The 13,269-nt window shown below is 70.5% G+C and carries 15 protein-coding genes; 14 read left to right on the top strand and 1 reads right to left on the bottom strand.

The features are described from left to right. Nucleotides 1-24: 24 nt before the first annotated feature. The 13 genes from glyA (at nt 25) to ACLQ20_RS29710 (ending at nt 10,972) form a co-directional block, all read left to right on the top strand. Nucleotides 25-1,311 carry a serine hydroxymethyltransferase gene (gene glyA, locus ACLQ20_RS29770; RefSeq protein ID WP_327029441.1) on the top strand — a complete coding sequence of 429 codons (1,287 nt, stop codon included), beginning with the start codon at nt 25-27 and terminating at the stop codon, nt 1,309-1,311. Continuing rightward, complete coding sequence (locus tag ACLQ20_RS29765) at nt 1,308-1,739, top strand: hypothetical protein (RefSeq protein ID WP_151452883.1); 432 nt, start codon at nt 1,308-1,310, stop codon at nt 1,737-1,739. Before glyA ends, ACLQ20_RS29765 begins: the two co-directional genes overlap by 4 nt. 164 nt (nt 1,740-1,903) lie before the next feature. Continuing rightward, the gene (locus ACLQ20_RS29760; protein ID WP_132231195.1) at nt 1,904-2,125 is read left to right on the top strand and encodes a hypothetical protein; all 222 of its coding nucleotides are present in this window, start codon (nt 1,904-1,906) and stop codon (nt 2,123-2,125) included. After that, nucleotides 2,126-2,947, top strand: a complete 822-nt coding sequence (atpB, locus tag ACLQ20_RS29755) for a F0F1 ATP synthase subunit A (RefSeq protein WP_151452882.1) — start codon at nt 2,126-2,128, stop codon at nt 2,945-2,947. A 93-nt stretch (nt 2,948-3,040) separates the two neighbouring features. Further along, a complete protein-coding gene (atpE, locus tag ACLQ20_RS29750; protein WP_088998660.1) occupies nt 3,041-3,268 on the top strand; it encodes an ATP synthase F0 subunit C in 228 nt (75 codons plus the stop codon). A 31-nt stretch (nt 3,269-3,299) separates the two neighbouring features. After that, nucleotides 3,300-3,830 carry a F0F1 ATP synthase subunit B gene (locus ACLQ20_RS29745; protein WP_088998661.1) on the top strand — a complete coding sequence of 177 codons (531 nt, stop codon included), beginning with the start codon at nt 3,300-3,302 and terminating at the stop codon, nt 3,828-3,830. After that, nucleotides 3,830-4,651, top strand: coding sequence for a F0F1 ATP synthase subunit delta (locus tag ACLQ20_RS29740; protein ID WP_151452881.1), 822 nt, complete (start codon nt 3,830-3,832; stop codon nt 4,649-4,651). The genes ACLQ20_RS29745 and ACLQ20_RS29740 overlap by 1 nt, the downstream gene beginning before the upstream one ends. 92 nt (nt 4,652-4,743) lie before the next feature. Further along, nucleotides 4,744-6,399, top strand: coding sequence for a F0F1 ATP synthase subunit alpha (gene atpA, locus ACLQ20_RS29735; RefSeq protein WP_151452880.1), 1,656 nt, complete (start codon nt 4,744-4,746; stop codon nt 6,397-6,399). Nucleotides 6,400-6,409: 10 nt separating this feature from the next. Continuing rightward, a complete protein-coding gene (locus tag ACLQ20_RS29730; RefSeq protein ID WP_151452879.1) occupies nt 6,410-7,339 on the top strand; it encodes a F0F1 ATP synthase subunit gamma in 930 nt (309 codons plus the stop codon). Beyond that, nucleotides 7,339-8,775, top strand: coding sequence for a F0F1 ATP synthase subunit beta (gene atpD / locus ACLQ20_RS29725; RefSeq protein ID WP_151452878.1), 1,437 nt, complete (start codon nt 7,339-7,341; stop codon nt 8,773-8,775). Before ACLQ20_RS29730 ends, atpD begins: the two co-directional genes overlap by 1 nt. Before the next feature lie 212 nt (nt 8,776-8,987). Continuing rightward, the gene (locus ACLQ20_RS29720) at nt 8,988-10,130 is read left to right on the top strand and encodes an LCP family protein (protein ID WP_425858219.1); all 1,143 of its coding nucleotides are present in this window, start codon (nt 8,988-8,990) and stop codon (nt 10,128-10,130) included. Nucleotides 10,131-10,219: 89 nt separating this feature from the next. Then, nucleotides 10,220-10,504, top strand: a complete 285-nt coding sequence (locus ACLQ20_RS29715; RefSeq protein ID WP_151452876.1) for a F0F1 ATP synthase subunit epsilon — start codon at nt 10,220-10,222, stop codon at nt 10,502-10,504. Nucleotides 10,505-10,516: 12 nt separating this feature from the next. Beyond that, entirely contained in the window at nt 10,517-10,972 is a 456-nt protein-coding gene (locus ACLQ20_RS29710; RefSeq protein ID WP_151452875.1) for a DUF2550 domain-containing protein, read from the top strand. A gap of 211 nt (nt 10,973-11,183) precedes the next feature. Here ACLQ20_RS29710 and ACLQ20_RS29705 read toward each other — a convergent pair whose 3' ends face one another. Beyond that, complete coding sequence (locus ACLQ20_RS29705) at nt 11,184-11,756, bottom strand: cob(I)yrinic acid a,c-diamide adenosyltransferase (RefSeq protein WP_132231212.1); 573 nt, start codon at nt 11,754-11,756, stop codon at nt 11,184-11,186. Between ACLQ20_RS29705 and murA the strand changes: the two genes are divergently transcribed. Beyond that, nucleotides 11,755-13,194 carry a UDP-N-acetylglucosamine 1-carboxyvinyltransferase gene (gene murA, locus ACLQ20_RS29700; RefSeq protein WP_151454884.1) on the top strand — a complete coding sequence of 480 codons (1,440 nt, stop codon included), beginning with the start codon at nt 11,755-11,757 and terminating at the stop codon, nt 13,192-13,194. The genes ACLQ20_RS29705 and murA overlap by 2 nt on opposite strands. Nucleotides 13,195-13,269: the final 75 nt, after the last annotated feature.

Raw genomic sequence — 13,269 nt, 5'->3', positions numbered from 1 at the left:
TGCGGCCCAATAGACTCTGGCGTCGTGGCTACTGAGACGAGCACCTTCTGGGGGCCGGACTTCGACCAGCTCCGCGCGACCGACCCGGAGATCGCCGGGGTGGTGCTCGGCGAGCTGGACCGGCTCCGGGGCGGCCTGCAACTGATCGCCAGCGAGAACCTCACCTCGCCGGCGGTGCTGGCCGCGCTCGGCTCGACCCTGACCAACAAGTACGCCGAGGGCTACCCGGGCCGGCGCTACTACGGCGGCTGCGCCGAGGTCGACCGGGCCGAGGAGATCGGCATCGCGCGGGCGAAGGAGCTCTTCGGCGCGGAGCACGCCAACCTCCAGCCGCACTCGGGGGCGAGCGCCAACCTGGCCGCGTACGCGGCGCTGGTCCAGCCGGGGGACACGGTGCTCGCCATGGACCTGCCGCACGGCGGCCACCTCACCCACGGCAGCCGGGTCAACTTCTCCGGCAAGTGGTTCCACACGGTCGGCTACACGGTCCGGCGGGACACCGAGCTGATCGACTACGACGAGGTACGCGACCTGGCCCTCGCGCACCGACCCAAGATGATCATCTGTGGGGCGACGGCGTACCCGCGGTTGATCGACTTCGCGCGGTTCCGCGAGATCGCCGACGAGGTCGGGGCGTACCTGATGGTCGACGCCGCGCACTTCATCGGGCTGGTCGCCGGGCAGGCCGTCCCGTCGCCGGTGCCGCACGCCGACGTCGTCTGCCTCACCACGCACAAGGTGCTGCGCGGGCCGCGCGGCGGCATGATCCTGTGCCGGGAGTCGCTGGCCCAGCGCATCGACAAGGCGGTCTTCCCGTTCACCCAGGGCGGCCCGCTGATGCACGTCGTCGCCGCCAAGGCGGTCGCGCTGCGCGAGGCCGCCCAGCCCGAGTTCCGGGCCTACGCCGAGCGCGTGGTGGCGAACGCGCGGGCGCTCGCCACCGGGCTGGCCGACGAGGGGATGCGCCCGGTCTCCGGGGGCACCGACACCCACCTCGCCCTGGTCGACCTGCGCGAGGTCGGGGTCACCGGCGCGGACGCCGAGGCGCGCTGCGACGCCGCCGGCATCACCCTGAACAAGAACGCGATCCCGTACGACCCGCAGAAGCCGATGGTCGCCTCGGGCATCCGGGTGGGCACCCCGAGCGTCACCACCCAGGGCATGCGCGAGCCGGAGATGCGCCAGGTCGCGTCGCTGATCGCCCGCGCCGTGCGCACCGATCCGGCCGCCCCCGGGGGCACCGACACCCTCGCCGCGCTCGCCAGCGAGGCCGCCGAGCTGGTCGCCGCCTTCCCGGCGTACCCCCGATGAGCGAGCCGCGCGCGGGCGAGCCGGGCGCCATCCGGTCCCGGCTGCCGCACCTTCGCCTGCCGCTGCTGGCCTGCGCGGTGCTCGCGCTGGTCGGGGTCCCGGCCGCGGCGGTGCTGCGCGGCGGCACCGGCGCGGCCGGCGTGGCCGCCGGGATCGCGCTGGTCGTCGTCAGCTACCTGGTCTCCGGCGTCTCGGTGGCCTGGGCCGACGCCGTCAACCCCCGGATGATCATGTCGGTGGGGCTGGTCACCTACGCCACGAAGATCGTGGTGCTCGGGGTGGCGATGGCGGCCGTGGCGGCCACCGGCTGGCCCGGCCTGCCGGACATGGGGGTGGCCATCATCGCGGCCGTGGTGGTCTGGACGGGCGCCCACCTGGGCTGGGCCCTGCGTACGCCGCTGCCCACGTTCGAGCGACGCGGTGAGTGAGCGTTCTGTCGGATCTGCGTCCGGCATTTCGGGCTGCCGCGGCGGGCCGCACGGGAGTAACCTGACCAACGACTTTCGCGCCCGCGCCATGGCCCGCACGCTGTTCGCAGTGTGGGGGGTGCCGCACACTCCCGCGCGCTCCTGCTGATATTGTTCGCCACGTCATGGCCGAAGACCCACACCCCCGCAGGTCCGACGACCCTTCGTCGGAAGGCGCGGCAGGTGCCGTTCTGGGCTACCTACTCGCCGGCATCGTGGTGTGGGGCTTCCTCGGGTGGTTGGCGGAGCGTTTTCTCGATCTGCGAACCGGCGTCGGGGTCGCCCTCGGCATGATCTTCGGCGCGGCCGGAGCGATTTACCTGATCATGAAGAGGCTCAGTGCTTGAGTGCCAGCACGCGCGGGTCTGTCGAGTGCGGAGGATGACACGGTGAGTGGACAGCTCGTCGCCGCAGAGGGGCTTCCCTGGCCCCCCAGCGTCGGAGATTTCTACCCGCCGGACGTGGCTGGCCCCTGGGTCACCAAGTTCGGGATCATGGTCTGGCTCGCGGTCGCGTTGCTGATCGTCTTCTTCATGCTCGCCTACCGGAAGCCCAAGCTGGTCCCCGGTAAGGCCCAGTGGTACGCGGAGTCGGTCTACGGCCTGGTCCGGGACAACATCGCCCGCGAGCAGATGGGCAACGCGGGCATCCGCTTCGCGCCCTACTTCACGGTGCTGTTCAGCTTCATCGTGCTGACCAACCTCTTCGCCATCGTGCCCGGGTTGCAGATCTCGCCGAACTCGCACATCGCGTTCCCCATCGTGCTCGCCGCGATCTCCTACGTGATGTACCTCTACATCGGCGCCCGCAAGCACGGCCTCGGCAAGTACCTCAAGATGAGCCTGATCATCCCGAACGTGCCGTGGCCCATGCACATCCTGCTGATCCCGATCGAGTTCATGCAGACGTTCATCGTCCGGCCCGTCACGCTGGCCCTGCGGCTCTTCGCGAACCTGTTCGCCGGCCACCTCCTGCTGCTGGTCTTCACCATCGGCGGCTTCGTGATGCTCAACTCGAGCAGCCTGTTCATCCAGGTGACCTCGGTCTTCTCCTTCCTGATGGCGATCGTGATGGCCTTCTTCGAGGTGCTGGTCGCCGTCCTGCAGGCCTACGTCTTCGTCACGCTGAGCGCGAACTACATCGGAAGTTCGCTCGCCGACGAGCACTGATCGGGCTCGGCGGGCCACCCGGCCCGACCAAGCTTCTGGTACCGACCCGCGTACGCGTGAGCCCTCACGCGTCGAACAGGAGGAATACCCGCAATGACTGTTCTTGCCGAGATCGGCGGTAGCGTCAACACCATCGGCTACGGCCTCGCCGCCATCGGCCCCGGTATCGGTGTCGCCCTGGTCTTCGCGGCCTACATCCAGTCGAGCGCGCGCCAGCCGGAGTCCGCCGGCTACAACCGCACCTGGCTGATCCTGGGCTTCGCCCTGGTCGAGGCGCTCGCGCTGTTCGGCCTGGTGCTCGCCTTCGCTGTCGGCGGCTGACGAAAGCTCTCTCCCGACCCGGAGGTCTGACATGTTCATCGCCGCAGAAGGTGTGGAGCACAACCCGATCCTGCCCATCTGGCAGGAGATGGTCGTCGGGACCATCGCCTTCGCCCTGCTCTGCTTCGTCCTGCTGAAGTTCGTCATGCCCCGCATGGAGGCGATGTACCAGGCGCGGGTCGACGCGATCGAGGGTGGCCTCAAGCGGGCCGAGGCCGCCCAGGCCGAGGCGAACCAGGTGCTCGAGCAGTACCGGGCCCAGCTCGCCGAGGTGCGTACCGAGGCGGCCCGGATCCGGGACGACGCCCGGGCCGACGCCGAGGGCATCCGCCAGGACATCCTCGCCAAGGCGCGGGAGGAGTCCGACCGGATCATCGCCGCGGGCAAGGAGCAGCTCGCCGCCGAGCGCGCCACCATCGTGCGCGAGCTGCGCACCGAGGTCGGCACGATCGCGGTCGACCTGGCCAGCAAGATCGTCGGGGAGTCCCTCGCCGACGAGGCGCGCCGCAAGGGCACCGTCGACCGGTTCCTGAGCAACCTCGAGAGCGCGGGGGCCCGCTGATGCAGGCCGCCAGCCGGGAGTCGTACAAGGTCGCGGCCGAGCGCCTCGACACGTACGTCCGCGGTGCGGAGCCGTCGGCGGTGGCCACCACCGCCGACGCCATCCTCTCCGTCGCCAACCTGCTGCGGCGCGAGCCGCGGCTGCGCCGGGCGCTCTCCGACCCGGCCCGCACCGGTGCCGACCGTGCCGGGCTGCTCGGCGAGCTGCTGCGCGGCAAGGTCGACGCCGAGGCGCTGGACCTGATCGCCTCGCTGGTCTCCGGCCGCTGGTCGGCGCCCTCGGAGCTGCTCGACGCCGCCGAGCGGCTGGGCGTCGACGCTCTCCTGGCGGGCGCCGATTCCGCGGGCGAGCTGGGCGAGGTCGAGGACGAGCTGTTCCGCTTCGGGCAGGTCGTCGCCGGCTCGCCGGGGCTGTCCAGCGCGCTCTCCGACCCGACCGTCCCGGCCGAGCGGCGGGCCACGCTGGTCGACCAGCTGCTCGCCGGCAAGGCCCGGCCGGTCACCGGCTACCTGGTCGGGGTCGCGCTCGCCGGGTTCGGTGGACGCAACTTCGCCGGGGCGCTCACCCGGCTGGTCGAGCTGGCCGCCGACCGGCGGGACCGGCAGGTGGCGTACGTGACCGCCGCGGCCCCGTTGAGTGAAGAGGACGAGCGCCGGCTGGGCGCGAGTCTCTCCGCGATATACGGTCGGGAGGTCTCCGTCAAGCAGACGGTGGACCCCTCGGTTCTCGGTGGCGTGAGCGTGCGGGTCGGTTCCGACCTGTACGACGGCACCGTCCTGCGCCGCCTCAACGAGAGCCGCAACGCGCTCGCGAAGCGCTGAGGCGGCACCCCCGCTCAGCGCCTGTGAATAGACGCCATTCGGACCGGTCGGTACTAGGTATCCCGGGCCCCTGATACTTAAGGAAGCAGAGGATGGCCGAGCTGACCATCTCGACGGAGGAGATCCGCGGCGCCCTGGAGCGCTACGTCTCCTCCTACTCGTCCGAACTCTCCCGCGAGGAGGTCGGCACCGTCGCCGACACCGGCGACGGCATCGCCCACGTCGAGGGCCTCCCCTCGACCATGACCAACGAGCTCCTGGAGTTCGAGGACGGCACGCTGGGTGTGGCGCTGAACCTCGACGTCCGGGAGATCGGTGTCGTCGTTCTCGGTGACTCCGCCAAGCTCGAAGAGGGGCAGCGCGTCAAGCGCACCGGCCGGGTGCTCTCCGTGCCGGTCGGCGACGCCTTCCTCGGCCGCGTGGTCAACGCGCTCGGCCAGCCGATCGACGGCCTCGGCGACATCGCCAACGAGGGCTTCCGCGAGCTGGAGCTCCAGGCCCCGAACGTGATGGCCCGGCAGTCCGTCGACGAGCCGCTGCAGACCGGCCTCAAGGCCGTCGACGCCATGACCCCGATCGGCCGTGGCCAGCGTCAGCTGATCATCGGCGACCGGAAGACCGGCAAGACCACCGTCGCGCTGGACACCATCCTCAACCAGCGGGACAACTGGCGCTCCGGCGACCCGAAGAAGCAGGTCCGCTGCATCTACGTCGCCATCGGCCAGAAGGCCTCCACGATCGCCTCGATCAAGGGCGTCCTGGAGGAGGCGGGCGCGATGGAATACACCACCATCGTCGCCTCCCCGGCCTCCGACCCGGCCGGCTTCAAGTACCTCGCCCCCTACACCGGCTCGTCCATCGGGCAGCACTGGATGTACGGCGGCAAGCACGTCCTCATCGTCTTCGACGACCTGAGCAAGCAGGCCGAGGCGTACCGCGCCGTGTCCCTGCTGCTGCGTCGCCCGCCGGGCCGCGAGGCGTACCCGGGTGACGTCTTCTACCTGCACTCCCGCCTGCTGGAGCGCTGCGCGAAGCTCTCCGACGAGCTGGGCGGCGGCTCGATGACCGGCCTGCCGATCATCGAGACGAAGGCCAACGACATCTCGGCCTTCATCCCGACCAACGTCATCTCCATCACCGACGGCCAGATCTTCCTCGAGACCGACCTGTTCAACCAGGGCGTCCGGCCGGCCATCAACGTCGGCACCTCGGTCTCCCGGGTCGGTGGCGCCGCGCAGGTGAAGCCGATGAAGAAGGTCGCCGGTTCGCTGCGGCTCAACCTGGCCCAGTTCCGCGAGCTGGAGGCGTTCGCCGCCTTCGCCTCCGACCTGGACAAGACCTCCCGCGCCCAGCTGGACCGGGGTTCCCGCCTGGTCGAGCTGCTCAAGCAGGCGAACTACTCGCCGTACCCGGTGCAGGAGCAGGTCGTCTCGGTCTGGGCCGGCACCGAGGGCAAGCTGGACGACGTCCCGGTCGGCGAGATCCGTCGCTTCGAGTCGGAGTTCCTCCAGTACCTCCGGCACAAGCACGAGGGCGTCCTGGCGAGCATCGCCGACCACCAGTGGAACGACGACATCATCAACTCCCTGGACTCCGCCATCGCCGAGTTCAAGCAGGTCTTCCTCGGCAAGGAGGACGAGCGGCGGATCAACGACGCGCCGGCCGCGCCGCTCGAGGGCGAGCAGGACCGCGAGACGGTGAGCCGCTACCGCGACGGCACGGGCGACCGCCCGGCCGAGAACCGGTAAGGGCTGATTCATGGCGGCCCAGGTTCGCGTTCTTCGTCAGCGGATCCGCTCGGCGAAGGGGATGAAGAAGATCACCAAGGCGATGGAGCTCGTGGCGACGAGCCGCATCGCCAAGGCCCAGGCCCGGGTGGCGGCGTCCCTGCCGTACGCCCAGGCGGTCACCGGCGTGCTCACGGCGCTGGCGTCCAACGCGCGGATCGACCACCCGCTGCTCACCCCGCGCGAGCGGGTGCGGCGGGCGGGCGTCCTGCTGGTCACCTCCGACCGCGGCCTCGCCGGCGGCTACAGCTCCAACGCCATCAAGATGGCCGAGTCGCTGATCGCCCGGCTGCGCGCCGACGGCAAGGAGCCGGTGCTCTACGTCATCGGGCGCAAGGGTGTCGGGTTCTTCCGGTTCCGTGACCGGCCGATCGAGGCCAACTGGACCGGGTTCTCGGAGCAGCCGACCTTCGCCGACGCCCGCGCCGTGGGCGAGACGCTGATCAAGGCGTTCACCGCCGGTGCGGACGACGTCGACGGCGGCGCCGGGGCGGACGGGGTGCTCGGCGTCGACGAGCTCCACATCGTCTACACCGAGTTCCACTCCCTGATGACCCAGACCCCGGTCGCCCGGATCATGGGCCCCATGCAGGTGGAGGACCGGCCCCGGTCCGAGGGTGCACTGCCGGCCTACGAGTTCGAGCCGGACGCGGAGGCGCTGCTCGACGCGCTGCTGCCGAAGTACATCAACACGCGGATCTACGCGGCGTTGCTGGAGTCGGCGGCAAGCGAGTCGGCGGCCCGTCGGCGGGCGATGAAGAGCGCCACCGACAACGCCGAAGAGATGATCGAGAAGTACACGCGTGAGATGAACTCGGCCCGCCAGGCCGGGATCACCCAGGAGATCAGCGAGATCGTCGGCGGCGCTAACGCGCTGGCCGCGTCGGGAAGTGAAGTGTGATGACTGCCCCAGTAGAGACCAAGACGGCCACGGGTCGCGTGGTCCGGGTCATCGGCCCGGTCGTCGACGCCGAGTTCCCGCGCGACGCCATGCCGGCCCTGTTCAACGCCCTGCACGTGGACGTGACGCTCTCCGGCGGCGAGAAGACGCTGACCCTGGAGGTCGCCCAGCACCTGGGTGACAACATGGTCCGCGCCATCTCGATGCAGCCGACCGACGGCCTGGTCCGTGGCACCGAGGTGCGCGACTCCGGCTCGCCGATCACCGTTCCGGTGGGCGACACGGTCAAGGGCCACGTGTTCAACGCGATCGGCGAGTGCCTCAACCTCACCGAGGGCGAGACGCTCCAGCCGGACGACCACTGGGGCATCCACCGCAAGGCTCCGGCCTTCGCGGACCTGGAGCCGAAGACCGAGATGCTGGAGACCGGCATCAAGGTCATCGACCTGCTCGCCCCGTACGTCAAGGGCGGCAAGATCGGCCTGTTCGGCGGTGCCGGCGTCGGCAAGACGGTGCTCATCCAGGAGATGATCACCCGTGTCGCCCGGAACTTCGGTGGTACCTCGGTCTTCGCCGGCGTGGGTGAGCGCACCCGCGAGGGCAACGACCTCATCGCCGAGATGACCGAGTCCGGCGTCATCGACAAGACCGCGCTGGTCTACGGCCAGATGGACGAGCCGCCGGGCACCCGGCTGCGGGTCGCCCTGTCGGCGCTGACCATGGCGGAGTACTTCCGCGACGTCAAGAAGCAGGAGGTGCTGCTCTTCATCGACAACATCTTCCGCTTCACCCAGGCCGGCTCCGAGGTCTCCACCCTGCTCGGCCGCATGCCGAGCGCGGTGGGCTACCAGCCGACCCTGGCCGACGAGATGGGCGAGCTCCAGGAGCGGATCACCTCCGTCCGGGGCCAGGCCATCACCTCGATGCAGGCGATCTACGTGCCGGCGGACGACTACACCGACCCCGCCCCGGCCACGACGTTCGCCCACCTCGACGCGACCACCAACCTGGAGCGGTCGATCTCCGACAAGGGCATCTACCCGGCCGTGGACCCGCTGGCGTCCTCGTCCCGGATCCTCGCCCCGGAGTTCGTCGGCGCCGAGCACTTCGCGGTGGCGACCGAGGTGAAGCGGATCCTGCAGAAGTACAAGGACCTGCAGGACATCATCGCCATCCTCGGTATCGAGGAGCTCTCCGAGGAAGACAAGATCACCGTGCAGCGCGCGCGGCGCATCGAGCGCTTCCTGTCGCAGAACACCTACGCGGCGGAGCAGTTCACCGGCGTGCCGGGCTCGACGGTCCCGATCGAGGAGACCATCGAGGCCTTCCGGAAGATCAGCGAGGGCGAGTACGACCACTTCCCCGAGCAGGCCTTCTTCATGTGCGGCGGTCTCGAGGACCTGGAGCGCAAGGCAGCCGAGCTCATGAAGAGCTGACCTGTCGGTCCTGACCAAAGGCCGCCCCGGCATTGCCGGGGCGGCCTTTCGTCCGTTTTCGGATCCGATGATCGCCGCTGGCCGGTTCCGCGTGGTCGGCGATCATGCCGTACGCGAGGTACCGTCGATCCGCCCACCCACCACGTGGGCGTCGATCCGCAACGAATCGGCTGCATGCGCCCGTCTCCTGATCGTGGGCGTGACGAACGGAGATGATCGTGGGTAAGGCCGACAAGGGCGGCGGCAAGCCGTCCAGGTGGTCGGGGGTGCCGCGCTGGGCCCGGGTCTGCACCGTGTTCGGTGCCGTCCTGATGCTGCTCAGCGGGGCCGTGCTGGTCGGTGCCGAGGCGCTGATGGCCCGTTACGAGGGCGCCGTCGGCAAGGCCGACCTCTTCGGCGACCAGGCCGCCGGGGCGAAGGAGCGCAAGAGCGACATCAAGGGGCCGCTCAACATCCTGCTGGTGGGCATCGACCCGCGCAACCCGGAGATGCCGCCGCTGGCCGACTCGGTCATGGTGCTGCACGTGCCGGCGGAGCTGGACCGGGCCTACCTCTTCTCGATGCCGCGTGACCTCATCGTGGAGATCCCCGAGTTCAGCCGGGCGGAGTTCGACGGCGGCACCGACCGGCTCAACGCGGCGATGTCGTACGGCAGCCGGGTGCCCGGCGGCAACCCGGACGCGGCCCGCGGCTTCGAGCTGCTGGCGACGACGGTGCAGAACGTCACCGGCATCACGCGCTTCGACGCGGGCGCGATCATCAACTTCAACGGCTTCAAGAAGATCGTCGACGCGATGGGTGGCGTCGACATGCACATCGAGCGCGAGGTGCGCTCCGAGCACCGCGAGCCGGACGGCAAGCACCGCAAGGGCAACCCCAACGGCGAGGGCTACGTCGGCCCGCAGGCGGTCTACAAGAAGGGCGACCAGCACCTCAGCGGCTGGCAGGCGCTCGACTACGTCCGCCAGCGCTACCCGAAGAACGGCGTCCCGGACGGCGACTACGGGCGGCAGCGGCACCAGCAGCAGTTCGTCAAGGCCATGGCCGGTCAGGCGCTCAGCGCCGACGTGGTGACCAACCCGGTCAAGCTGGACCGGGTGCTGCGCGCGGCCGGGCAGTCGCTGATCTTCAGCGGCCGGGGCCACGGCGTGGTCGACTTCGGCCTGGCGCTCAAGGACATCCGCCCGGAGACGATCCAGATGATCAAGTTGCCGGGTGGCTCGGTCATCCAGAACGGCGAATATCGGGGCGAGAAGTTCCAGCCCGCCGTGGACGACTTCTTCGCCGCGCTGCGCAAGGGACAGCTCGACGCGTTCCTGGTGGAGCATCCCGACTTCCAGAACAAGGCGAAGTAGCCGTGGCGCAGGTCTCGCCACCCGCGTTGGGGGCGGGTCTGCGGCACGACTAGACTTTCGACAATCCGCCGCCGCAGCAAGGAGACAGCGTGGCAAAGCAGCTTCACGTCGAGCTCGTAGCCGTCGAGGAGAAGGTCTGGTCCGGCGAGGCCGAGATGGTCGTCGCCCGCACGACCGAGGGCGAGCTGGGTGTGCTGGCGGGGCACGCGCCCCTGCTCGGCCAGCTTGCCGAGCCCGGCCAGGTGCGCATCAAGCTTCCCGGCGGCGAGCAGGTCTCCTACGAGGTGGCCGGCGGCTTCCTGTCGGTGACCGCCGAGGGCGTCACCGTCCTGGCCGAGAGCGCCACCCCGGTCTCCGCCGCGCAGAGCCGCTGAGCCGAAGCGTCGATGGAGATCGTCGAGGGGATCGGAATCGGCGTCGCCGTCATCCTCGGCGCACTCCTGATCCTCTTCGCCCGGCGGACCGTCGTCACCCGTAGCGGTGGCATCATCCGGCTCGGCGTCCGGACCTCCACGATGCTCGACGGTCGAGGCTGGTCTCCCGGCTTCGGCCGCTTCGTCGGCGACGAACTCCGCTGGTACCGGCTGTTCAGCTTCGCCATCCGGCCCGCCCGGGTGCTCTCCCGCGAGGGGCTGGCCGTCGAGCGACGGCGGCTGCCCGAGGGGCAGGAGCGCCTCTCGATGCCCGCCGACTGGGTCATCCTCCGCTGTACGAGTGACCACGCCCCGGTGGAGATCGCCATGGCCCGGTCCACCGTCACCGGATTCCTCTCCTGGCTCGAGGCCGCCCCTCCGGGGGCGGTCTCGCCGCGTCTGGCCTCCCAGGACTGGCCCGCCGCCTGACGTCCCCTCGTCCTTGGGGGTTTCCGGGGAGCCCACCCGCTCCGGGCGGTCAGGCTTGATCCCTCCGCGGGTGGGCTCCCCGGAAACCCCTGCCGTCGCACTGCCCGCGGTCCGGCGCCCGCTTGTCTCACCTTCCACCGTCACCGGTCTGGGCAGGCGCCGGATCGACTACTGGCGTAGCGACGCGACCAGTTTCGTCAACGGTGGGTGGTCAGCGGTTGCCGCCCGGCACCCATAGCACATCTCCGTCCGGATTTGCCGTTCTTGACAGGATAAAGAGCAGATCCGATAGCCGGTTGAGATACTTTGCCGGGAGCGAGCTGGTCCGCTCGGGGTCGTGCGCGACCAGGGCCCATGCCGCCCGCTCGGCGCGTCGGGCGACCGTCCGCGCCACGTGCAGCAGCGCCGCACCCGCGGTGCCGCCGGGGAGGATGAAGGAGTCGAGCTTGCTCAGGCGTGCGTTGTACTCGTCGCACCAGCCCTCCAGGCGCTCGACGTACGCCTCGGTGACCCGCAGCGGCGGGTACTTCGGGTCGGGTTCGACCGGGGTGGCCAAATCGGCGCCCACGTCGAACATGTCGTTCTGGATCGACGCCAGGACGGCCCGCAGTTCCTCGTCGAGTTGTCCCAGGGCGAGCGCCACGCCGATCGCGGCGTTGCACTCGTCGACGTCCGCGTACGCGGAGATGCGCGGATCGGTCTTCGGCACCTGCTCGTTGTTGCTCAGCCTGGTCATGCCGGCATCGCCGGCCTTGGTGTAGATGCGCGTGAGGTGGACGGCCATGACGCACAGCCTACGGATACCGGACCTGACTATCCCGGAGCGGCCGGGCGGCACCGCCGTCCGATCAGCCGGGAGCCCCGGCGACGCCGGTGACCCGGCGGTCCACGACCTCGACGTCATCCGGGTGCGCGGCGACGCGCGCCTGGCCGGCTCGGTGCACGTCGTGGGAGCCAAGAACTCGGCGCTGAAGCTGATGGCCGCCGCGCTGCTCGCGCCGGGCCGCAGCGTCATCACCAACGTGCCGCGCATCACCGACATCGCGATCATGGGCGAGGTGCTCCGCCGGCTCGGCTGCGGCGTCCGGTTCGACGCCGACGACCCGGTCGACCCGATGGTCGCGTACGGCGGGGTGGCCCGGTCCCGGTCGGTCGTCATCGACGTGCCCGAGCAGCCCGGCGCCGAGGCGGACTACGACCTCGTACGCCGGCTGCGCGCCTCGATCTGCGTGCTGGGCCCGCTGCTGGCCCGCCGGGGACACGTGCGGGTGGCCCACCCGGGTGGCGACGCCATCGGCTCGCGGGGCCTGGACATGCACGTCTCCGGGCTGACCCGGATGGGTGCCGAGATCTCCGGGGAGCACGGCTTCGTGATCGCGTCGGCGCCGCACGGGCTGCACGGCGCGGAGATCGTGCTCGACTTCCCCAGCGTCGGGGCGACCGAGAACCTGGTCATGGCGGCGGTGCTGGCCCGGGGGCCGAGCGTCATCGACAACGCCGCCCGGGAGCCGGAGATCGTCGACATCTGCACGATGCTGAACCAGATGGGCGCGCGGATCTCCGGCGCCGGCACCTCCACCCTGCACATCGAGGGGGTGCCGGGGCTGCGGCCGGTCCGGCACGCGACGGTGGGGGACCGGATCGTCGCCGGTACCTGGGCGTTCGGCGCGGCGATGACCCGGGGGGACGTCACCGTGACCGGGGTGGAGCCGGCGTTCCTGGAGGTCGCGCTCGACAAGCTGGTCTCCGCCGGGGGCCTGGTGGAGACCCGGGGCGACGCGTTCCGGATCCGGATGGACGACCGGCCGAAGGCGGTGGACGTCGTGACGCTGCCGTACCCGGGCTTCGCCACCGACCTGCTGCCGATGGCGATCGGGCTGGCGGCGGTCAGCGACGGGGCCTCCCTGATCACCGAGAACATCTTCGACGGCCGGTTCATGTTCGCCAACGAGATGATGCGGCTGGGCGCGGACATCAAGACCGACGGCCACCACGCGGTGGTCCGGGGCCGGGACCGGCTCTCCGGCGCGCCCGTGCGCGCCACCGACATCCGGGCCGGCGCCGGGTTGATCATCGCCGGGCTCTGCGCCGAGGGGGTCACCGAGGTGTCCCACGTGCACCACGTGGACCGGGGCTACCCGGACTTCGCGGCCGACCTGCGCGCGCTCGGGGTCGAGGTGGAGCGGGGCACCGCACCGGAGGAACCGGACCTGAGCATCTGAGCCCGCGCCGAGCGGCACCTCGCCCTCCGAGGCCCACGGCCCCCGGCGGGGCCGCGCACCTGGGAGGGCGTGGGC

The organism is Micromonospora sp. DT46, from assembly GCF_049841735.1.
Taxonomy (GTDB): Bacteria; Actinomycetota; Actinomycetes; order Mycobacteriales; family Micromonosporaceae; genus Micromonospora; species Micromonospora reichwaldensis.
This window is presented reverse-complemented; position numbering and strand designations above follow the sequence as displayed.

Coding starts and splice junctions, on each gene's coding strand:
- ACLQ20_RS29765 (WP_151452883.1), top strand. CDS start 1,308: ATGAGCGAGCCGCGCGCGGGCGAGCCGGGCGCCATCCGGTCCCGGCTG.
- ACLQ20_RS29760 (WP_132231195.1), top strand. CDS start 1,904: ATGGCCGAAGACCCACACCCCCGCAGGTCCGACGACCCTTCGTCGGAA.
- atpE (WP_088998660.1), top strand. CDS start 3,041: ATGACTGTTCTTGCCGAGATCGGCGGTAGCGTCAACACCATCGGCTAC.
- ACLQ20_RS29745 (WP_088998661.1), top strand. CDS start 3,300: ATGTTCATCGCCGCAGAAGGTGTGGAGCACAACCCGATCCTGCCCATC.
- ACLQ20_RS29740 (WP_151452881.1), top strand. CDS start 3,830: ATGCAGGCCGCCAGCCGGGAGTCGTACAAGGTCGCGGCCGAGCGCCTC.
- atpA (WP_151452880.1), top strand. CDS start 4,744: ATGGCCGAGCTGACCATCTCGACGGAGGAGATCCGCGGCGCCCTGGAG.
- ACLQ20_RS29730 (WP_151452879.1), top strand. CDS start 6,410: ATGGCGGCCCAGGTTCGCGTTCTTCGTCAGCGGATCCGCTCGGCGAAG.
- atpD (WP_151452878.1), top strand. CDS start 7,339: ATGACTGCCCCAGTAGAGACCAAGACGGCCACGGGTCGCGTGGTCCGG.
- ACLQ20_RS29720 (WP_425858219.1), top strand. CDS start 8,988: ATGATCGTGGGTAAGGCCGACAAGGGCGGCGGCAAGCCGTCCAGGTGG.
- ACLQ20_RS29710 (WP_151452875.1), top strand. CDS start 10,517: ATGGAGATCGTCGAGGGGATCGGAATCGGCGTCGCCGTCATCCTCGGC.
- murA (WP_151454884.1), top strand. CDS start 11,755: ATGACGCACAGCCTACGGATACCGGACCTGACTATCCCGGAGCGGCCG.
- ACLQ20_RS29705 (WP_132231212.1), bottom strand. CDS start 11,756: ATGGCCGTCCACCTCACGCGCATCTACACCAAGGCCGGCGATGCCGGC.